The organism is Salmonella sp. 32020114201800008SM, assembly GCF_017572025.1.
GTDB lineage: Bacteria > Pseudomonadota > Gammaproteobacteria > Enterobacterales > Enterobacteriaceae > Salmonella > Salmonella enterica.
In genome coordinates this window covers 652957-672370 of the sequence record NZ_JAGEQM010000001.1, presented here as the reverse complement: position 1 = coordinate 672370, position 19414 = coordinate 652957, and the positions used below count along the sequence as shown (strand labels likewise).

Below are 19414 nucleotides of genomic sequence, written 5' to 3'. Positions count from 1 at the left end.
GTGTCGTAGTGGCATGGCAGACAAAGCCGCCTTTTGCAATATCCCTCGAAGTATTGCGGGTAATGATCAGCAAAATAGTGTTGAATTACCCGTCCCGCCAGTTTCTTTTTCCAAATAGTTATCTTGAGTCAAAAGATTGATTTATTCACTGGCAACGATTCGTAAATTGACTGGATTTTTGACTAAAGTTTATTTAGGATTTGTCTCATCTGATGATTAATTGTACCGATTGTTTGGTGCTGAAATGATAAGTGATACCGATAGCATGAGGTTAGTAATGCCTTCTGAAAACCAGGAACCGCGCCGCGACCCTGAGCTCAAACGTAAAGCATGGCTGGCGGTTTTTGTGGGTTCTGCGTTGTTCTGGGTAGTGGTAGCGCTTGTTATCTGGCATTGGTGGGGCTAAGTGAGCATTACGTCGGAACGCGAGCGCGTGGTCGCGCCCCCGATTCAATCTGGTGACGATGATAACACCCCGGATACGACCGTTTTTCGGTCTGTTCCGCAACACTGGACGCTCACACCGCAGCAGCGGGCATTTATTGATGCTTTTGCTGACGAGGTGTCACAAAAATAATATTCGTCTTTTTATTGGCGTTACTGTTTTATTAACGCTGTCTTATTACACCGCAGCAACCGTGTGCTGAGCGCTTCTCAGTATTGATTAAACACAGTTGGTGTCGCCTATGTTAACGTCAAATATAAAGTATTGGTCATGGACTGGCGCGTTTATATTATCGCTACTGTTCTGGGCCGAGTTAATCTGGATTGCCGTCTAATCTCGTCAAAGCCCGATAATGCGTTATTTATCGGGCTTTTTCATCTTCGTTCCTCGCCTGTTAGGTTTCTCCTCTTTTAGCAATTTGGGTTGTTATCAAAACGTTACATTTTGTTTGTGTTATCTTTAATACAACCCTGTGGAGAATCAGGGTAACGCAACCCTGTCATTTAAGGAGGAGCTATGTCGTCAACCCTACGAGAAGCCAGTAAGGATACATTGCAGGCCAAAGATAAAACGTATCATTACTACAGTCTGCCGCTGGCTGCCAAATCCCTGGGCGATATCGTCCGTTTGCCCAAATCACTTAAAGTGTTACTGGAAAACCTGTTGCGCTGGCAGGACGGCGAGTCTGTGACTGATGAAGATATTCAGGCGCTGGCCGGTTGGCTTAAAAATGCCCATGCCGATCGTGAAATTGCCTGGCGGCCCGCCCGTGTCCTGATGCAGGACTTTACCGGCGTGCCTGCCGTTGTCGACCTGGCGGCGATGCGTGAAGCCGTTAAACGCCTCGGCGGCGATACGTCGAAAGTGAACCCGTTATCGCCGGTTGATCTGGTTATTGACCACTCTGTGACGGTCGATCATTTCGGCGATGACGATGCGTTTGAAGAAAACGTGCGGCTGGAAATGGAACGTAACCATGAGCGTTATATGTTCCTGAAATGGGGAAAGCAGGCATTCAGCCGTTTCAGCGTGGTGCCGCCCGGCACCGGCATTTGCCATCAGGTTAACCTGGAATACCTGGGTAAAGCCGTCTGGAGCGAATTACAGGACGGGGAGTGGATTGCTTACCCGGACTCGCTGGTGGGGACTGACTCCCATACGACCATGATTAATGGTCTGGGCGTATTGGGGTGGGGCGTGGGCGGTATCGAAGCGGAAGCAGCGATGCTTGGTCAGCCCGTGTCGATGCTTATCCCGGATGTCGTCGGCTTTAAGTTAACCGGTAAGCTTCGGGAGGGGATCACCGCCACTGACCTGGTGCTCACCGTCACGCAAATGCTGCGTAAGCATGGCGTCGTGGGTAAATTTGTTGAATTTTATGGTGACGGTCTGGATTCGCTGCCGTTGGCGGATCGCGCGACTATCGCTAATATGTCGCCGGAATATGGCGCCACCTGTGGTTTCTTCCCCATTGACGCCATCACCCTGGAATATATGCGATTAAGCGGACGTAGCGACGATCTGGTCGAGCTGGTTGAAACCTACGCGAAGGCGCAGGGAATGTGGCGTAATCCCGGTGACGAACCGGTATTTACCAGTACGCTGGAACTGGATATGGGCGATGTCGAGGCCAGCCTGGCCGGGCCGAAACGCCCGCAGGATCGCGTGGCGTTAGGCGATGTGCCGAAAGCCTTTGCCGCCAGCGCCGAGCTGGAGCTGAATACCGCGCAAAGAGATCGCCAGCCGGTTGACTATACGATGAACGGACAGCCATATCAGCTTCCGGATGGCGCTGTCGTCATTGCCGCCATCACCTCCTGTACGAATACCTCGAACCCCAGCGTGCTGATGGCGGCGGGATTACTGGCGAAAAAGGCAGTAACGCTGGGGTTGAAGCGTCAACCGTGGGTCAAGGCTTCTCTGGCGCCGGGGTCAAAAGTGGTATCTGACTATCTGGCGCAGGCCAAACTTACGCCTTATCTGGATGAGCTCGGTTTTAACCTGGTCGGTTATGGCTGTACGACCTGTATCGGGAACTCCGGTCCGTTGCCGGAGCCTATTGAGACCGCGATTAAAAAAGGCGATCTGACGGTAGGGGCCGTGCTTTCCGGTAACCGAAATTTTGAAGGGCGTATCCATCCGCTGGTGAAAACGAACTGGCTGGCGTCGCCGCCGCTGGTGGTCGCGTATGCGCTGGCCGGAAACATGAATGTTAACCTCGCGACAGACCCTCTGGGGTACGATCGTAAAGGCGATCCGGTATACCTGAAGGATATCTGGCCTTCGGCGCAGGAAATTGCTCGCGCCGTTGAACTGGTATCATCAGATATGTTCCGTAAAGAGTATGCGGAAGTGTTTGAGGGCACGGAAGAATGGAAATCGATTCAGGTTGAATCGTCCGATACCTACGGCTGGCAGTCGGATTCAACCTATATCCGCCTGTCGCCTTTCTTTGATGAAATGCAGGCCCAGCCTGCTCCCGTCAAAGATATCCACGGCGCGCGTATCCTGGCGATGCTGGGCGATTCGGTGACGACCGACCATATTTCCCCGGCCGGCAGTATCAAGCCGGACAGTCCCGCCGGACGTTATCTGCAAAACCACGGCGTTGAGCGGAAGGATTTTAACTCCTATGGATCACGGCGCGGCAACCATGAAGTGATGATGCGTGGTACGTTCGCCAATATTCGTATTCGCAACGAAATGCTGCCCGGCGTCGAAGGTGGGATGACGCGGCATTTACCGGGTACGGAAGCGATGTCGATTTATGATGCCGCGATGCTCTACCAGCAGGAAAAAACGCCGCTGGCGGTAATTGCCGGGAAAGAGTATGGGTCGGGATCGAGCCGTGACTGGGCGGCAAAAGGTCCGCGGCTGTTAGGTATTCGCGTGGTGATCGCCGAGTCGTTCGAACGTATCCACCGCTCAAACCTGATTGGGATGGGGATCCTGCCGCTGGAGTTTCCACAGGGCGTAACGCGTAAAACGCTGGGACTGACCGGGGAAGAGGTGATTGATATCGCGGATCTGCAAAACCTACGCCCTGGCGCGACCATTCCGGTGACGTTAACGAGATCGGACGGCAGCAAAGAAACGGTGCCTTGCCGCTGTCGCATTGATACCGCCACCGAGCTGACTTACTACCAGAATGACGGCATCTTGCACTATGTCATTAGAAATATGCTGAACTAAAGCCGTTTATCGGGCCTGCCGTAAACAGGCAGGCCCGCGCTTTAATACCGGTGGCTTACTTGCTTAGCAGGTGGCCCATTTTGGCCGCTTTAGTATCGAGATAATGCTCATTATTTGGATTACGACCCACAATGAGCGGAACGCGTTCCACGATATTAATTCCCGCCTCGGTCAGTATTTCGACTTTCTTCGGATTATTGGTCAGCAGGCGAACTTCATCTACGCCCAGTAATTTGAACATATCCGCGCACAGGGTGAAATCACGCTCATCGGCGGCAAAGCCGAGCTGATGATTGGCCTCCACCGTGTCATAGCCTTGATCCTGTAACGCATAAGCGCGAATTTTATTAAGCAGGCCGATATTGCGGCCTTCCTGACGGTGGTAAATCAGAATACCGCGTCCTTCTTCCGCAATATGCGTCAGCGCGGCTTCCAGTTGAAAACCACAATCACAGCGCAGACTAAAAAGCGCGTCCCCGGTAAGACATTCGGAATGAACGCGAGCCAGTACCGGCGTTTTACCTGAAATATCGCCAAAAACCAGCGCGGCATGGTCGTGTCCGGTTGCCAGTTCTTCAAATCCCACCATCAGAAAGTCACCCAATGGGGTTGGCAGTTTGGCTTCTGCCACACGTTTAAGCTGCATGTATTTCTCCAGATTATGCTGACGCCTGCGGTGTCGTCGCCTGTTGGCCTGTATCCCGCTATTTTGCCATAAGGCAGCGGTCATCACCTAATCACTACCACGTAATTGCTCAGGAATGGCACAAATTTGTCAATTTTCCAGTCCGGCGAGAATTTTCAGTTATGATTGTGATACTTACTTATAAAAGGAGCATCCATGCTTTCAATTGCGAGGCGCACCGCGGCAGGCGCCGCCCTGTTGCTTATCATGCCGCTTGCCGTATGGGTATCAGGCTGGCAGTGGCAGCCAGGACATCAGGTCTGGTGGCTAAAAACGCTATTCTGGATAACGGAAACCGTGACCAAACCCTGGGGCGTTATCACGCATGTGATTCTTTGTGGATGGTTCTTATGGTGCCTGCGATTTCGCCTGCGCGCCGCCATTATGCTGTTTGCGATTCTCGGCGGGGCGATTATCGTCGGGCAGGGCGTGAAGTCATGGGTAAAGGAGCGCGTACAGGAGCCGCGGCCATTTGTGGTCTGGCTTGAAAAAACGCACCATATTCCCGTCGATGAGTTCTACACTTTAAAGCGTACAGAACGCGGACATTTAGTGAAAGAGCAGTTGGCCGGGCAACAGAACATCCCCGTTTTCCTGCGTCAGCACTGGCAAAAAGAGACGGGCTTTGCGTTTCCCTCCGGACACACCATGTTTGCAGCGAGCTGGGCGCTTTTGGCCGTGGGTCTGTTATGGCCGCGCAGACGGACTTTCACCATCGCGTTTTTGTTAGTCTGGGCGACCGGCGTAATGGGCAGCCGTTTGCTTCTGGGAATGCACTGGCCGCGAGATTTAGTGGTCGCCACGCTCATCTCCTGGCTATTAGTTACCCTGGCGACCTGGCTGGCGCAGCGAATTTGCGGGCCGCTTATGCCGCCTCGTGAAGAAGCGCAAGAAATTGCTGAACGCGAGCAGGAAAGCTGACAACGGTTGATTTTCTGACTATTGCCCTTAAATCATCTGATGGCGGGCGCATTTCCATTTCGCGCGAGGCGGGAAAATGGTAATTTAGAAGGCTGGATGCGGTAAGTTGGACACGATTTATTCGCGCAAACCACATAACGGGAAGTAATGTGAAATATTTACTCATTTTCTTACTGGTATTGGCGATTTTTGTTATTTCGGTGACGCTGGGCGCGCAGAATGATCAACAGGTGACGTTTAACTACCTGCTGGCGCAAGGGGAGTATCGTATCTCCACGTTGCTTGCTGTATTGTTCGCCGTCGGTTTTGCGATTGGCTGGCTGATTTGCGGCCTGTTCTGGCTGCGGGTCCGCGTTTCCCTTGCCCGCGCTGAACGTAAAATTAAACGCCTGGAAAACAAGCTCTCGCCAGCAACCGACGTTGCGGTCCCTGCCGATTCGTCGGTTGTAAAGGAATAATCATTTATGTTGGAGTTGTTATTTCTGCTGTTGCCTGTAGCCGCTGCCTATGGGTGGTATATGGGTCGCAGAAGTGCGCAACAAACAAAACAGGATGAAGCTAACCGCCTGTCGCGCGATTATGTCGCAGGGGTTAACTTCCTGCTGAGTAACCAACAAGATAAAGCGGTGGATCTGTTCCTCGATATGCTTAAAGAGGATACGGGCACCGTTGAGGCTCATCTCACTCTCGGTAATCTGTTTCGCTCACGCGGCGAAGTCGATCGCGCCATTCGTATTCATCAAACGCTCATGGAAAGCGCTTCATTGACCTATGAACAGCGTTTACTGGCTGTTCAGCAACTGGGGCGCGACTATATGGCCGCCGGTTTATATGACCGCGCGGAAGATATGTTTAACCAACTTACCGACGAAACGGAATTTCGCGTAGGCGCGTTACAGCAGCTCTTGCAAATCTATCAGCTAACCAGCGACTGGCAAAAGGCGATCGAAGTAGCAGAACGGCTGGTGAAACTGGGCAAAGATAAACAGCGTATCGAAATCGCCCATTTTTACTGTGAGTTAGCTTTACAGCAGATGGGCAACGACGACATGGATCGCGCGATGGCGTTGCTGAAAAAAGGTGCCGCCGCAGATAAAAATAGCGCCCGGGTGTCTATCATGATGGGGCGCGTTTATATGGCGAGAGGGGATTACGCCAAAGCGGTCGAAAGCCTGCAACGTGTGATCGTTCAGGATAAAGAGCTGGTCAGCGAAACGCTGGAGATGCTGCAAACCTGTTATCAACAGCTCGGTAAAAATGCCGAGTGGGCGGAGTTTTTACGTCGCGCCGTTGAGGAGAATACCGGTGCTGGCGCTGAGTTAATGCTTGCCGATATTCTGGAAGCACGTGAAGGTAGTGACGCAGCTCAAGTCTATATCACGCGTCAGCTACAGCGACATCCTACCATGCGGGTGTTCCATAAGCTGATGGATTACCATCTCAACGAGGCGGAAGAAGGGCGAGCGAAAGAAAGCCTGATGGTACTGCGTGATATGGTTGGCGAGCAGGTGCGCAGTAAACCGCGGTATCGTTGTCAGAAATGCGGTTTTACCGCCTATACCTTGTACTGGCACTGTCCGTCCTGCCGGGCATGGTCGACCATTAAACCTATTCGCGGACTTGATGGGCAGTAGTATATAAAAAAAGCTTCAATTTAGTTACAACATACTTGATGACGTAAAGCTAGAAACGACGCTGGCATCGGCGGCCAGGGCTTATCAGGTTGTCAATCGAACCTGTTAATTTCCCTGCGCCGCAGGTAGAATGCACGCCGTTTATCCAATTTGCGCCACTTCCGGTGCCCATCATCAAGAAGGTCTGGTCATGACGTTTACTGCTTCATCTTCTTCCTGCGCTATTACTGAATCGCCTGTCGTTGTGGCGTTGGATTACCATGAACGCGATAAAGCCCTGGCGTTTGTCGACAAAATCGATCCTCGCGATTGTCGCTTAAAAGTGGGCAAAGAGATGTTCACGCTGTTTGGTCCACAACTCGTTCGGGATCTCCAGCAACGTGGGTTTGATGTCTTTCTTGATCTAAAATTTCATGATATTCCCAACACCACGGCCCGGGCAGTCGCCGCAGCGGCAGACCTGGGCGTCTGGATGGTAAACGTTCACGCGTCTGGTGGGGCGAGAATGATGGCCGCAGCGCGCGACGCGCTGGCGCCATTCAGTAAAGATGCGCCGTTGCTCATTGCCGTGACCGTGTTGACCAGTATGGAAACCAGCGATCTACACGATCTGGGCGTGACGTTGTCACCGGCGGAACATGCGGAGCGGCTGGCGCGCCTGACGCAGCAATGCGGGCTGGATGGCGTGGTCTGTTCCGCTCAGGAAGCTGTCAGATTTAAACAGGCCTTTGGCGCTGCATTTAAGCTGGTGACGCCGGGCATTCGGCCCGCAGGCAGCGAGGCAGGCGACCAGCGACGCATTATGACGCCCGAACAGGCATTATCCGCTGGCGTCGACTATATGGTGATTGGCCGCCCGGTTACGCAATCGGTAGATCCGGCGCAAACGCTGAAGGATATTAACGCGTCACTGAAACGGGAGGCATAATGAGCGATTCCAATAGTCGTCTGGTTTATTCAACACAGACGGGGCGCATTGAAGAACCTAAAACGGAGCCGGTTCGTCCCAAAGGGGATGGTATCGTTCGCATTCAGCGTCAAACCAGTGGCCGTAAGGGTAAAGGCGTATGTTTGATTACCGGTATCGAGATGAATGATGCGGAATTAACCAAACTGGCGGCTGAACTGAAGAAAAAATGCGGCTGTGGCGGGGCAGTAAAAGAAGGGATTATTGAAATTCAGGGTGATAAACGCGACTTGATAAAATCATTGCTGGAAGCTAAAGGAATGAAAGTAAAATTAGCTGGCGGCTAATGAAAACGCCACGGTTGTAAATTACCGTGGCGTAAAAGTCAACTTTGTCTATTTTTGTAATCCAGACCTGAAAAGAATAAACGTATTATTTTGAGCCGTTCAATATTTAAACGTCTGGATTATTTTCCAACCTGGTGACCAATCACGCCGCCGACCGCCGCGCCGCCCAGGGTGCCTAATGTACTGCCGTCCGTTAACACTGCGCCGCCTAACGCTCCCGCACCTGCGCCAATAGCCGTGTTGCGATCGCGCTTGGACCAGTTTGAGCAGGCGCTCAGAGACATTGCTACGGTGATTGCCAGCACAGCAGCGGCCATTTTTTTGCTCGTCATAAACATAATACTCTCTCCTGAATTAACGATTCACGGAATTAAGCTCACTATAACTATAGTTAAAATAAAACCTGTTAAGAGATTTTCCGTAAAACCTGATTGCGCAGGGGTATATCACGCAGGTGATAGTCACTTCCTGTTATTTCGCTAATATTAATTTTACGACGTTACGCTCGTTACAACAGGTAAATAGTCTTAATTGGGATGTCAGAAAAGTCTTAGAGAGAGGATGATTTGCCATAGGGCAAACCATCGGGAAATATTTTAAACGGATGAGCCAATAACATTGACTAGCAGCCCCGCATGTTCTAACTGCATTTGATCGCTGGCGGAAATTTTGGAATCCGTAATGACACGATGGAAGCGAGAGAGCGGGCCCAGGGGATAGGGATGCACACAGCCAAATTTGGAGCTGTCGGTGAGGACAATCGCTTCTGAGCCTTTTTCCAGAACAGCGTTAACCACATCCGATCGCATCATATCGCGTCCGGTAAAGCCGGTATCAGCCTGCCAGCCATCAATACCGATAAATGCTTTGCTGAAATGCACTTGATGGATAAACTGTCGCGTCAACGACCCTACCATGCTTTCACTTTTTTTCTGATAGATTCCACCGAGGAGAATGACTTCGCAAGGGGTCTCTTTGAGCAGGTGCGCGATATAACTGCTCACGGTGATGATCGTGACATCTTTTTGTTCCGCCAGCGTCCGGGCCAATAGCGCATTGCTGCTGCCATTTTCAATAAAAACGGATTCCCCTGGACTGACCAGCGAGGCGGCGAACTCCGCCAGTCGGCGTTTTAGCGTGTAGTTCGTCATCATGCGAGTCTCTACGTCATCGCTCTCAAGCGAAACGGCGAAACCGTGCGCACGGCGTAAATAGCTCTGCTTTTCCAGGGTATTCAGATCCTGACGAATCGTGACTTCAGATACGCCGGTAATTTTCGCCAGTTCAGCAACGCTCATCTGGCCTTTATCAACCACCATTTGCAAAATTGATTGTTGTCGGGAGTTCATAGTATTAATTTTATTCGTTAAGAGGAGTCACAGACAGTCAGAGAGCCGGGAAGGGCTAACGGCCATCCCGGACAAATAATCGCTATCAGATTTCCCAGGGCGACCCGGGAGCCTGGGATGGCGAGATACCGTCTTTAACCTGATCTAACAGCTCTGCTCTCAATATTTCAAGGTTATTGATGGCCGAGTGGTAATCGCCAGCAACAAGGATATCCAGCACGGTATCAATGCGTGCGGCAATTCGTTGTGCTTCGATATCAGACATGTTTGTCATCCTTAATGTCAGAAAAGGTTTCAATTCATGATGCAGAAATTAATCTGAAAAGAGAAGGGAAAAATAGGGCTATGCCTGTCTGCACAGGCTGTTCTCCCTATTATCGTCGCCATTAACGCATTTTTTTCGTCTGATAACGTTTGTACCAGCGTTCAAAAGAAACGGCGGGCATAGGTTTGGCGAATAAAAAGCCCTGTCGTTCATTGACGCCGTTTTTTGTCAGGAAGGCATCTTCTTTAGCATTTTCTACACCTTCGGCAATCACTTGTAAATTTAGCGCCTGAGCCACCGCGACAATCGCCCTAACCAGAGATTGCGACAGCGGTTGCTTATGGATATCTCTGACGAAAGCCTGATCCAGTTTAACGGCATCAATAGGGAACCGGGCGAGTTGAGAAAGCGAAGAATACCCTGTGCCAAAATCATCCAGATGAATCTGGGCGCCGAGCTGACTAAATTGCTGGATAACCGATAGCGCCAGCGTGTCGTTTTCGATCAGGCAGCTTTCCGTTAGCTCGACATCGATCGGGCAATACTCAAAATTCAGATCGTACAAAGCCTGTTTAAGCGCAGTAAAAAGCGTCTGGTCGGCCAGTTGTCGCGCCGAAAAGTTAACGGCTACGCGCAAGTTAATCCCCTTATCGCGCCATTTCGCAATCTGGCGAACTACATCCAGAATCACCCAGCGGCCCAGCGGGACGATGAGTCCTGACTCTTCGGCGTATGAGATGAACTCCAGCGGCGGAATTAATCCGCGTTCCGGCGATTGCCAGCGTACCAGCGCTTCCAGGCTACGTACTTCGCCGCGCCAGGTAATTTTGGGCTGATAGTGAATAAGTAACTGGTCGTTTTCCAGCGCTTTTCGCAGGTTTGTATCCAGCCAGTGATAGTCAAATACGCGCTGATTCATTTCCGGCGAAAAAACGCAGAACTGACCGCGGCCGCCTTCTTTGGCGTTATACATTGCGGTGTCGGCAGTGCGAATGAGACTGTCGCTGTCCTGTCCGTGCCGGGGGGCCAACGAAATGCCAATGGCACATCCCGTGTAAACTTCAATGAGTCCAATGCGAAACGGTTGCCGCAGCCGGGTAAGGATTCGTGAGGCTACTGCTTCCAGCGCGGCCTGAGACGTATGGGCAGCGAGGACAATGAATTCATCTCCCCCCAGTCTGGCCAGCAATTGATCTTCCTCCAGACAACTCAACAGCGCCAGCGAAACGGCCTGTAAGAGCTGATCGCCAAACATATGCCCATAGGCGTCATTAATTTTCTTGAAGTTATCCAGATCGAGATAAACGATACCCACCTGCGACTCGCCAGCCGAGGCAATAGCATGATTAATAAATTCATGAATAGCATTGCGATTGGGCAGGCCGGTGACGGTGTCTGTATTCGCCAGTATGCGTAAACGCTCCTGAGTCCGCCTTTCTTCGGTGATATCCGTGCCTGCGCAGATCAGGAAAATTTCGTTTTTTCCGCTACCGTTATGGACAAATTTATTACGAAATAAGAACAGGCGTTGGCCTTTACGAGTCTTTATCCAGCGTTCGATTTCATAGGCATTGCCATTGCGAAAAAAATTCTCAATGTAGTGTCGGGAGGCAACCGCCTCCCGGCGACTCATAAATAATTTAAAGACGCTTTGACCAATGACATCTCGCTCTTTTAAGCCCGTGTACTCTTCGCATAACCGATTAAATCGACAGATTTTTCCCCGACTATCCAGTATCGCAATGACTGAGTTGGCTTCTGATACGATTTGCTCGGCAAAAGAGAGCTCCTGCGCCTGCGTTGGCGCGACGGCAGGCGTATCAGGCCAGGTTGCCAGGCTGCCAGCCCATTCACGGTTATTAATCTTACGGCCTACCAGGTGCACAGCGGTAACCTGTTTTTCTATCAACAACGTTATCAGCAGACTGGACGTAATCGCCGTTATTTCCCGGATACGCCCGGCTTGTTCCGGCGATAGCTCGACCGTTTTTTCTGTATCCGTTTCACCTGTCGGGGAGAGATACAGCACGTTGCGGTCATCAGCCAGACGCCAGTGAGAGTGAAGGGGATTTAGCGCCGTTTGTTCCTGAATCTGTTTCATCATGCGTACCATCCCATTTAAGCGCCAGGTGCCCGAAAAGAAAGGTTAGCCATGTTATAAATAAGGGTAATTATGGCTGAACGTATTGTTTTATCTATGTATTCATATGTAATCCAGATTCTGGAAAAAGCATAGTCGCCAGCTAAAAATAACAAGAAATGGGGCGCTTGAATAAGATTAAACTTAGAGCATGACGGAAGGGAGAAGAAGAAAAGAAACGGCCTTTGCCTTCTCAGCAAAGGCCGTTAAGCGAGCTCAACGTGGTTACGCTGCCGGTCGGGCAATAATGCTGCGGGTTTCCATGCGAACTTCCGCAATAGTGACATCAATGACATCCGTCACTTTATAAACCGTCTCACCTTTAATCTGTACCGTACCGTTTTCCTGGCTGCATACCAGTTCATCGCGAACGGCGTGCAGGAACGGGGCAGGGATAAAGGCGATAGCGCCGTTATCGACCAGTCGCACGCGCATACCACCGCGGCTGACGTCAATAATTTCTGCCGCGAAACGGGTATTTGTCCCCGCCTTATCGTTAAGGAAGCGTGCATATAACCAGTCGCCGACATCGCGCTCCGCCATGCGGTTCAGGCGACGGCGTTCCGCCATTTGTTGGGTGATATCTTCCTGCGGACGCGCAATAGCTTCCCCCTTGATGACCGCTTTCAGCAGGCGATGGTTAATCATATCGCCATACTTACGGATGGGAGAGGTCCAGGTGGCGTAAGCCTCAAGACCAAGACCGAAATGCGGCCCCGGCTCGGTGCTGATTTCCGCAAAAGACTGGAAGCGACGAATGCGGCTGTCAAGGAAACCGGAGGGCTGCGCATCCAGTTCGCGACGCAGTTTACAGAAGCCTTCCAGCGTCAGCACCTCTTCGGCATCGACATGCAGACCATGCGTTTTCAGCAGCGCGGCCAGCGCGTCGGCATTCGCGGGATCGAAGCCCGTATGTACGTTGTAAATACCGAAACCGAGCTTATCGCGCAGTACGCGCGCGGCGCAAAGGTTAGCGGCGATCATCGACTCTTCTACGATACGGTTAGCGATACGGCGCGGTTCCGCCACAATATCCAGTACTTCGCCTTTTTCGCCAAGCACAAAGCGGTAATCCGGGCGGTCTTTAAAGACTAACGCATGATGATGACGCCACTCACTGCGGCTTAGACAAATACGGTGCAACAGACGAATCTGCTGGGCAATGCCTTCGTTCTCCGGCTGCCAGGTGCCGTTATTTTCCAGCCAGTCGGAGACATTGTCGTACGCCAGCTTGGCCTTCGATTCGATGGTGGCCGCAAAAAAGGCGATATCATCGTCAATGGTGCCGTCCGCGGCGATGATCATGCGACAGGCGAGCGCCGGACGCACTTCGTTGGCGCGCAGCGAACACAGATCGTCAGACAGCTCACGCGGCAGCATAGGAATATTGAAGCCCGGCAGGTAGTTGGTGAAGGCGCGAATTTTCGCGGCGTTATCCAGCTTACTGCCTTCGGCAATCCAGGCGGTAGGGTCGGCGATAGCCACCGTAAGCTGGAGTCTGCCGTCCGCTAATTCCTCAGCATATAGCGCGTCATCCATATCTTCAGTGCTGGCGCTATCGATAGTGACGAAATTCAGCGCGGTCAGATCCTGACGCTCCAGCCCTTCGTCAAGCATCTCCGTCGCTACGCCGTTCGGCGCTTCTTTTTCCAGGTTGTGGCGGGCAAGCGTAACCCACCAGGGAACAAAGTGATCGTCGGCAAAGGTGATGTACTGCGTTAAATCGGCGTAAAACGAACGGTCGCCTTTAAGCGGATGGCGGCGCATTTCGGCAACCGCCCAGTCACCTTCTTTGAACTCATGCTGAACGCCGCGCGCGGCGCGGCAGGGAATCGCGTCTTTCAGCAACGGATGATCCGGCACGATGGACAGGCGGTCATTTTTACCCTGAACTTTTCCCACAAAGCGCGTCAGGAACGGTTCGATCAGTTCTTCCGGCTCGGCAGACTCTCGTTCTTTTTCCGTGTGGATGACCGCGACGATACGATCGCCATGCATCACTTTTTTCATCTGCGGCGGAGGAATAAAATAGCTTTTTTGCGCGTCAACCTCAAGGAAGCCAAAGCCTTTTTCCGTGGCTTTTACGACCCCTTCAGCGCGCGGCGTCTGGGAATGCAGTTGCTGTTTAAGCTGCGCTAGCAGCGGGTTGTCCTGAAACATATTCGTCTATTTTCGTAGCCAAAAGAGCGGCTGACAGTTTTACGCGATTCTGCCTGGCGCAGCAAGCGCTCTTTCAGTAATGGATGAGTTAATAGGTTTCGCCCAACGCGATTTTTAAACGATTTAACCATCCGCACACGCCACACCAGCCTAACATATTAATGGCCTGCTCCGATGAAACTCCCCTGGTGAGTAGCGGGAAAAAATGCGCGGCGCTAAAGCGATCGGGCGCTCTGGTGAGCCATTGTATCGCCTGTGTCAGCGCAGGCTCAAGTTCCCAACGAGCGATGTCATCGTCTTCCTGGCGTAACGTGATAACAGCGCGGCGCCACGCGCCAGGTTGGGTTGCCTGTTCGTTAAAGCAGGCGGCGCTGCCGTTGATACGTGATGTGAGGAGCGTGATAAGTGGAAGTAAAGAAGGGAGCGACGCAGTGTGTAATGTGCTGGTCAGTATGCGTTCGAGTAACGCGAATGAAGACGGATCGCGCATGAGTACCGGCGCCATTATTTGGCATTGTGAAGACGAATATTGCCGCCGAACTTTGGTATGGGCGGGAGAATATTCTACCAGACTGGCGGCGGGCCGCCATGTTGTCTGGGGGTTTTGAAACCGCGCGGCCCTGGCAAAGCGCTGCATCTCCTGGCCGGGCAGCTCGCGCACGGGCAGACGGCAAAACGCCTGAAATATCGCCGCTACTCGCGCCTGAAAACCGATAAACCCAATGATCTGATTGATGAGTACGGTATCCCGGGCGGTTAATCCCACCTCTGCAAGCTGTTCGCGGGCTCGCGTATTGATAACGGAGGGGGAGCCGGCAAGCTGACGAGCGTATTGCGTAATTTGCGCCAGCCGTTGATTGCTCTCTCTTGAGGCATCAGGGCCAGGTAGCGGCGCCAGACGCGCGGCATAATAGCGGCACAAACGCTGAACCCCAAATACCTGAGCGGCGGTCAGCGCGGTGCTCATACGTTCATAGGTGCTAAACGTATGAAGCCGGTCGTTGAGAACCGTGCGGGGAAATAAGACATCCGCCAACTGGCGAGCGGGCTTTAACCATGACTCAAAAGGCGTCAACGCGGTTTCTGCTACCGTTAAATCCAGTAAAAAACGATCGTTAACATACGCGGCTTCCGGCATTAGCGAAAGCGGGGTTTGTGACGACATAGTGGATTGTGTTTCATGATACCAGTGGCTTTTACCCGCTTTTCGGCATTGTTCCATAGGGTTTCCCGAGGATGAAATGGCGATCGATAATGATTCGGCGTCGGATCGTTTATGCTGGATTATCCTGGCGTATGCGGGAAAGGGATGAAAGATTGTTAGGTGATAACAAATATCAGAACGCTATATAACGAGATGAGTGGTGAGTGAGGGGAATGGGGCAGCACAGCCGTGCCGCCCGCTAATAAACTTAATGCGCTTACTTCAGTTCCAGTTCATTCATTGCCGCAATGCTGAACCCGCCGTCAACATGGACGACTTCGCCAGAAATGCCTGCCGAGAGATCGGAACACAGAAACGCCGCTGAGTTACCCACATCTTCAATGGTCACGGTGCGACGAATTGGCGTAACGGCTTCACAATGCGCCAGCATTTTACGGAAGTCTTTAATACCGGACGCCGCCAGCGTGCGGATCGGGCCCGCAGAGATGGCGTTGACGCGAACGCCTTCCGGCCCCATTGCATTTGCCATATAACGCACGTTGGCTTCCAGAGAGGCTTTCGCCAGACCCATGACATTGTAGTTCGGGATGGCGCGCTCCGCTCCCAGATAAGACAAGGTCAACAGCGCAGAACCCGGATTCAGCATGGTGCGGCAGGCTTTCGCCATGGCAACGAAGCTGTAAGAGCTAATATCGTGAGCGATTTTAAAGCCTTCGCGGGTAACCGCATTAACATAATCGCCGTCCAGCTGATCGCCAGGCGCGAAACCAATCGAGTGTACGAAACCGTCAAATTTCGGCCAAACGTTACCCAGCTCTGCAAACATAGCGTCAATGCTGGCATCTTCAGCGACATCACACGGTAAAACGATGCTGGAACCCAGCTGGGCAGCAAATTCTTCTACGCGGCCTTTCAGTTTGTCGTTCTGGTAGGTGAACGCCAGTTCAGCTCCTTCGCGGTGCATCGCCTGTGCGATACCGTAGGCGATGGACAGTTTACTGGCCACGCCAGTGACCAGAATGCGCTTACCGGAAAGAAAACCCATAGCTTTAATCCTTATAGTCATTGCTTATTTTTTGCTTTTACGAACAATGGTTAACAGCAACTTTTCAACATTATTCGAAATTAGTCTGAAATTATATCCCACTCCTGGCCCCGTGTGTCACGCTATTTTTCCGCCGCTATCACCGGCAGGTGACGTTCTAAAACCACACGGTAACGAAGTCCCTGAGGATTTTGAGCACTCCCCGGGGCCAAACTGGCAAATCAAAGAGTCTAATGGGACAGGCCCTACGGTGCAGTATACCAGCTGGTGTAAGGTTCGCCTCATCCAACCAGAGACACCGGGACGGACAGCAAGTACGATAGCGATGCGCTTTCCACCAGACAAATAAAGGTTCTGTAGGAAGCCTGAATATTCATCCAAATGGTTTACCTCACCTATTAGCGATGTTATGGACATGTAATTTTAACCAGCAAATGCTTAACAAAAATAATTTCTTTTTTAGGTGCTGAAGGTTTTCTCTATTTATTGATGCAGAGTAATACTGAATATGAAAAATTTTGGAAATCAGGTGATTACAGTAGTTACAAATCAGGTTTTTATATGTTTGCATGTGTATTATAATAAATTTTCAGAGGATGAGACATATGCCGTTTACATTTCATATCGGAAATCATAGTTGCCAGATATCAGAAAGGTATTTAAGAGATATCATCGATAATAAAAGAGAACATGTTTTTTCAACGTGTGAGAAATTTATAGATTTTTTCAGGAATATATTTACCAGGCGAAGTTTAATTTCTGATTATAGAGAAATCTATAATCTACTGTGCCAAAAAAAAGAGCATCCCGATATTAAAGGGCCTTTCTCTCCAGGACCATTTTCGAAGCGAGATGAAGACTGTACACGATGGCGCCCCCTTCTTGGATATATTAAACTTATTGATGTCTCCAGGCCTGAAACAATAGATAAATACACTGTAGAGGTATTAGCACATCAAGAAAATATGTTACTACTACAGATGTTTTACGATGGAGTATTAGTGACCGAGACGGAGTGTTCTGAACGTTGCGTCGATTTTTTAAAAGAAACGATGTTTAATTATAATAACGGGGAAATTACGCTTGCCGCTTTGGGTAATGATAATCTACCGCCGAGCGAGGCAGGTAGTAATGGAATCTATGAGGCTTTTGAGCAACGTTTGATAGACTTCCTGACCACGCCCGCCACGGCGTCTGGTTATGAGAGCGGCGCTATTGATCAGACGGATGCATCACAACCAGCGGCAATAGAGGCGTTTATTAACTCGCCGGAGTTTCAGAAAAATATTCGCATGCGTGATATTGAAAAAAATAAAATAGGTAGCGGAAGTTATGGGACAGTCTATCGGTTACATGATGACTTTGTTGTTAAGATTCCAGTTAATGAGCGGGGAATAAAAGTGGATGTTAACTCTCAGGAACATCGTAATTGTCATCCTGAGCGTGTCAGTAAGTATTTGAATATGGCCAATGGCGACAAGAATTTTTCTCGTTCGGCCATCATGAATATTAATGGTAAAGACGTTACGGTTTTAGTTTCAAAATATATTCAAGGTCAGGAGTTCGATGTTGAAGATGAAGATAACTATCGAATGGCGGAGGAGCTTCTTAAATCCCGGGGGGTTTTTATGCATGATATAAATATCTTAGGTAATATTCTGATTAAAGAAGGGGTTCTTTTCTTTGTGGATGGCGATCAAATGGTGCTGTCACAAGAATCCCGGCAACAGCGAAGCGTTTCTCTTGCAACAAGGCAACTGGAAGAGCAAATTAAGGCCCATCACATGATAAAATTAAAGCGGGCCGAGACCGAAGGAGATACTGAAGATATTGAATATTATAAGTCACTTATTGCGGATCTTGATGCGTTAATCGGAGAGGAAGAACAGACACCTGCGCCAGGAAGACGTTTTAAACTAGCCGCGCCTGAGGAAGGGACTCTTGTGGCTAAGGTATTAAAGAATGAATTAAAAAAATAGCATTTAGTTCAGTTCTTTTCTGCGAATCGCCGGGGGCTCATTCGCTACAGATTTGCCGATCAATTATTGAGAGTTGCTATTCGCTTCAAGGTCGTTCGGGGGATCTGGACAGCCTGTAGCGGAGATGCAACTCGCCATTAGGGTTGGCGATGCCGCGCTGCCATAGTGGGTGAAATGCCATGCGATGGTGCAACACCATTAACTCGCCTTGATTTTTCCCCTCTGCCTGACAAGAAAAACCTGACTTTACGGATGGTCTCATGCCGTCGTATTAGCGTTGTTCGGCATAGTATGTAAATTTCCTTATAGCAATAGAAGAACATTCTCAAAACATAAAATTAGCAAGTTATCATGAAGTTAACATATATTGTTTTTTTCGATCATTTTTTATATATTGATCGTTTTTATTGATTGATTTGCGTTAAAAGCGCATTATCAGGGAGTTAAGATCAAGTGGAGTGGTCACATGCGCTATTTTTTTATGGCAGAGCCGATAAGGGCAATGGAGGGGGATTTACTGGGTGTCGAAATTATTACCCATTTTGCATCGTCGCCCGCTCGTCCGCTACACCCTGAGTTTGTTATCTCGTCATGGGACAATTCGCAGAAGCGCCGTTTTCTGCTTGATCTGTTGCGGACAATCGCGGCCAAACATGGCTGGTTTCTACGCCACGGCCTATTCTGTATCGTAAATATTGATCGGGGTATGGCGCAGCTTGTCCTTCAGGATAAAGATATTCGCGCATTACTACACGCCATGCTATTTGTGGAGCTGCAGGTCGCTGAACATTTTTCATGTCAAGATAACGCCTTAATCGATCCTTTAATACACGCGCTTCATAAGCAACCTAATCCATTATGGCTGGGCGACCTGGGCGTAGGGAATGCAACTGCTGCGCCATTAGTTTGCGGGTGTTTTAGCGGCGTAAAACTTGATCGCAGCTTTTTTGTCTCACAAATTGAAAAAATGACGTTTCCGCTGCTTGTCAAACATATCCGGCGTTATTGTGACAAGATCGTGGTGGGGGGCCAGGAAAACACACGCTATTTGCCGGTGTTAAAAACGGCAGGCATTTGGGCAACCCAGGGCACGTTATTTCCTTCCGTTGCGTTAGAAGAGGTTGAAACATTGCTGTTGGGCAGTCGCATGAACACCCTCAGAGAATCGAACTGAGGGTAT

General features: G+C 50.5%; 20 protein-coding genes and 1 pseudogene. 11 read left to right on the top strand and 10 right to left on the bottom strand.

The features are described 5' to 3' along the window. Nucleotides 1–265 precede the first annotated feature (265 nt). The 4 genes from J4613_RS03370 to acnA all read left to right on the top strand — a co-directional run bounded on the left by J4613_RS03370 (nt 266) and on the right by acnA (nt 3637). The gene (locus tag J4613_RS03370) at nt 266–406 is read left to right on the top strand and encodes a YmiA family putative membrane protein (protein WP_213083417.1); all 141 of its coding nucleotides are present in this window, start codon (nt 266–268) and stop codon (nt 404–406) included. After that, nucleotides 407–577, top strand: a complete 171-nt coding sequence (locus J4613_RS03365; protein ID WP_000029027.1) for a hypothetical protein — start codon at nt 407–409, stop codon at nt 575–577. It begins immediately after the preceding gene. Between the two features lie 109 nt (nt 578–686). Beyond that, complete coding sequence (gene ymiC / locus J4613_RS22540) at nt 687–779, top strand: small membrane protein YmiC (protein ID WP_223148964.1); 93 nt, start codon at nt 687–689, stop codon at nt 777–779. 182 nt (nt 780–961) lie between these two features. Next, entirely contained in the window at nt 962–3637 is a 2676-nt protein-coding gene (gene acnA / locus J4613_RS03360) for an aconitate hydratase AcnA (RefSeq protein ID WP_111742337.1), read from the top strand. A 55-nt stretch (nt 3638–3692) separates the two neighbouring features. On the opposite strand, the gene ribA is transcribed toward acnA, so the two are convergent. Then, the gene (gene ribA / locus J4613_RS03355; RefSeq protein WP_001176284.1) at nt 3693–4283 is read right to left on the bottom strand and encodes a GTP cyclohydrolase II; all 591 of its coding nucleotides are present in this window, start codon (nt 4281–4283) and stop codon (nt 3693–3695) included. Nucleotides 4284–4478: 195 nt separating this feature from the next. Between ribA and pgpB the strand changes: the two genes are divergently transcribed. The 5 genes from pgpB (at nt 4479) to yciH (ending at nt 8131) form a co-directional block, all read left to right on the top strand. Then, entirely contained in the window at nt 4479–5243 is a 765-nt protein-coding gene (gene pgpB, locus J4613_RS03350; RefSeq protein WP_000948651.1) for a phosphatidylglycerophosphatase B, read from the top strand. A gap of 149 nt (nt 5244–5392) precedes the next feature. Further along, a complete protein-coding gene (locus J4613_RS03345) occupies nt 5393–5701 on the top strand; it encodes a LapA family protein (protein ID WP_000876301.1) in 309 nt (102 codons plus the stop codon). Between the two features lie 6 nt (nt 5702–5707). Next, on the top strand, nt 5708–6877 hold the full coding sequence (lapB, locus tag J4613_RS03340) for a lipopolysaccharide assembly protein LapB (RefSeq protein WP_000891378.1): 1170 nt from the start codon (nt 5708–5710) through the stop codon (nt 6875–6877). A gap of 190 nt (nt 6878–7067) precedes the next feature. Beyond that, the gene (gene pyrF / locus J4613_RS03335) at nt 7068–7805 is read left to right on the top strand and encodes an orotidine-5'-phosphate decarboxylase (RefSeq protein ID WP_001542125.1); all 738 of its coding nucleotides are present in this window, start codon (nt 7068–7070) and stop codon (nt 7803–7805) included. After that, nucleotides 7805–8131, top strand: a complete 327-nt coding sequence (gene yciH / locus J4613_RS03330) for a stress response translation initiation inhibitor YciH (protein WP_058653168.1) — start codon at nt 7805–7807, stop codon at nt 8129–8131. The genes pyrF and yciH overlap by 1 nt, the downstream gene beginning before the upstream one ends. A gap of 119 nt (nt 8132–8250) precedes the next feature. On the opposite strand, the gene osmB is transcribed toward yciH, so the two are convergent. From osmB to J4613_RS03285, 9 genes and pseudogenes are all read right to left on the bottom strand, one after another. Further along, the gene (osmB, locus tag J4613_RS03325) at nt 8251–8469 is read right to left on the bottom strand and encodes an osmotically-inducible lipoprotein OsmB (RefSeq protein WP_000481166.1); all 219 of its coding nucleotides are present in this window, start codon (nt 8467–8469) and stop codon (nt 8251–8253) included. A gap of 258 nt (nt 8470–8727) precedes the next feature. Beyond that, nucleotides 8728–9480, bottom strand: a complete 753-nt coding sequence (locus J4613_RS03320; RefSeq protein ID WP_058107151.1) for a DNA-binding transcriptional regulator YciT — start codon at nt 9478–9480, stop codon at nt 8728–8730. Between the two features lie 85 nt (nt 9481–9565). Further along, the gene (locus tag J4613_RS03315) at nt 9566–9745 is read right to left on the bottom strand and encodes a hypothetical protein (protein ID WP_001279854.1); all 180 of its coding nucleotides are present in this window, start codon (nt 9743–9745) and stop codon (nt 9566–9568) included. A gap of 121 nt (nt 9746–9866) precedes the next feature. After that, on the bottom strand, nt 9867–11849 hold the full coding sequence (pdeR, locus tag J4613_RS03310; protein ID WP_077946215.1) for a cyclic di-GMP phosphodiesterase: 1983 nt from the start codon (nt 11847–11849) through the stop codon (nt 9867–9869). A gap of 261 nt (nt 11850–12110) precedes the next feature. Beyond that, the gene (locus J4613_RS03305) at nt 12111–14045 is read right to left on the bottom strand and encodes an exoribonuclease II (protein ID WP_017465589.1); all 1935 of its coding nucleotides are present in this window, start codon (nt 14043–14045) and stop codon (nt 12111–12113) included. Between the two features lie 244 nt (nt 14046–14289). Further along, nucleotides 14290–15267, bottom strand: a pseudogene (locus J4613_RS03300) (CMD domain-containing protein); the annotation flags it as partial. A 199-nt stretch (nt 15268–15466) separates the two neighbouring features. Beyond that, nucleotides 15467–16255 carry an enoyl-ACP reductase FabI gene (fabI, locus tag J4613_RS03295; RefSeq protein ID WP_000506501.1) on the bottom strand — a complete coding sequence of 263 codons (789 nt, stop codon included), beginning with the start codon at nt 16253–16255 and terminating at the stop codon, nt 15467–15469. A gap of 117 nt (nt 16256–16372) precedes the next feature. After that, nucleotides 16373–16672: a hypothetical protein gene (locus J4613_RS03290; RefSeq protein ID WP_031604207.1), complete on the bottom strand. Its 300-nt coding sequence runs from the start codon at nt 16670–16672 to the stop codon at nt 16373–16375. Beyond that, nucleotides 16647–16826, bottom strand: a complete 180-nt coding sequence (locus J4613_RS03285; RefSeq protein ID WP_010989024.1) for a hypothetical protein — start codon at nt 16824–16826, stop codon at nt 16647–16649. The genes J4613_RS03290 and J4613_RS03285 overlap by 26 nt, the downstream gene beginning before the upstream one ends. A 34-nt stretch (nt 16827–16860) precedes the next feature. Here J4613_RS03285 and steC point away from each other — a divergent pair, with 34 nt between their 5' ends. After that, nucleotides 16861–18234 (top strand): SPI-2 type III secretion system effector kinase SteC, encoded by a 1374-nt coding sequence (steC, locus tag J4613_RS03280; protein ID WP_063044338.1) that lies wholly within the window; start codon nt 16861–16863, stop codon nt 18232–18234. 466 nt (nt 18235–18700) lie between these two features. Further along, nucleotides 18701–19408, top strand: coding sequence for an EAL domain-containing protein (locus J4613_RS03275; RefSeq protein ID WP_001268395.1), 708 nt, complete (start codon nt 18701–18703; stop codon nt 19406–19408). The last annotated feature ends 6 nt before the right edge of the window (nt 19409–19414 follow it).

Excerpts from the sequence above, each read along its gene's own strand:
- fabI (WP_000506501.1), bottom strand. The coding sequence starts at position 16,255 with ATGGGTTTTCTTTCCGGTAAGCGCATTCTGGTCACTGGCGTGGCCAGT.
- acnA (WP_111742337.1), top strand. The coding sequence starts at position 962 with ATGTCGTCAACCCTACGAGAAGCCAGTAAGGATACATTGCAGGCCAAA.
- J4613_RS03320 (WP_058107151.1), bottom strand. The coding sequence starts at position 9,480 with ATGAACTCCCGACAACAATCAATTTTGCAAATGGTGGTTGATAAAGGC.
- J4613_RS03290 (WP_031604207.1), bottom strand. The coding sequence starts at position 16,672 with ATGTCCATAACATCGCTAATAGGTGAGGTAAACCATTTGGATGAATAT.
- J4613_RS03370 (WP_213083417.1), top strand. The coding sequence starts at position 266 with ATGAGGTTAGTAATGCCTTCTGAAAACCAGGAACCGCGCCGCGACCCT.
- osmB (WP_000481166.1), bottom strand. The coding sequence starts at position 8,469 with ATGTTTATGACGAGCAAAAAAATGGCCGCTGCTGTGCTGGCAATCACC.
- pgpB (WP_000948651.1), top strand. The coding sequence starts at position 4,479 with ATGCTTTCAATTGCGAGGCGCACCGCGGCAGGCGCCGCCCTGTTGCTT.
- lapB (WP_000891378.1), top strand. The coding sequence starts at position 5,708 with ATGTTGGAGTTGTTATTTCTGCTGTTGCCTGTAGCCGCTGCCTATGGG.
- J4613_RS03315 (WP_001279854.1), bottom strand. The coding sequence starts at position 9,745 with ATGTCTGATATCGAAGCACAACGAATTGCCGCACGCATTGATACCGTG.
- ribA (WP_001176284.1), bottom strand. The coding sequence starts at position 4,283 with ATGCAGCTTAAACGTGTGGCAGAAGCCAAACTGCCAACCCCATTGGGT.
- steC (WP_063044338.1), top strand. The coding sequence starts at position 16,861 with ATGCCGTTTACATTTCATATCGGAAATCATAGTTGCCAGATATCAGAA.
- J4613_RS03285 (WP_010989024.1), bottom strand. The coding sequence starts at position 16,826 with ATGCAAACATATAAAAACCTGATTTGTAACTACTGTAATCACCTGATT.
- J4613_RS03275 (WP_001268395.1), top strand. The coding sequence starts at position 18,701 with ATGCGCTATTTTTTTATGGCAGAGCCGATAAGGGCAATGGAGGGGGAT.
- J4613_RS03305 (WP_017465589.1), bottom strand. The coding sequence starts at position 14,045 with ATGTTTCAGGACAACCCGCTGCTAGCGCAGCTTAAACAGCAACTGCAT.
- yciH (WP_058653168.1), top strand. The coding sequence starts at position 7,805 with ATGAGCGATTCCAATAGTCGTCTGGTTTATTCAACACAGACGGGGCGC.
- pyrF (WP_001542125.1), top strand. The coding sequence starts at position 7,068 with ATGACGTTTACTGCTTCATCTTCTTCCTGCGCTATTACTGAATCGCCT.
- ymiC (WP_223148964.1), top strand. The coding sequence starts at position 687 with ATGTTAACGTCAAATATAAAGTATTGGTCATGGACTGGCGCGTTTATA.
- pdeR (WP_077946215.1), bottom strand. The coding sequence starts at position 11,849 with ATGATGAAACAGATTCAGGAACAAACGGCGCTAAATCCCCTTCACTCT.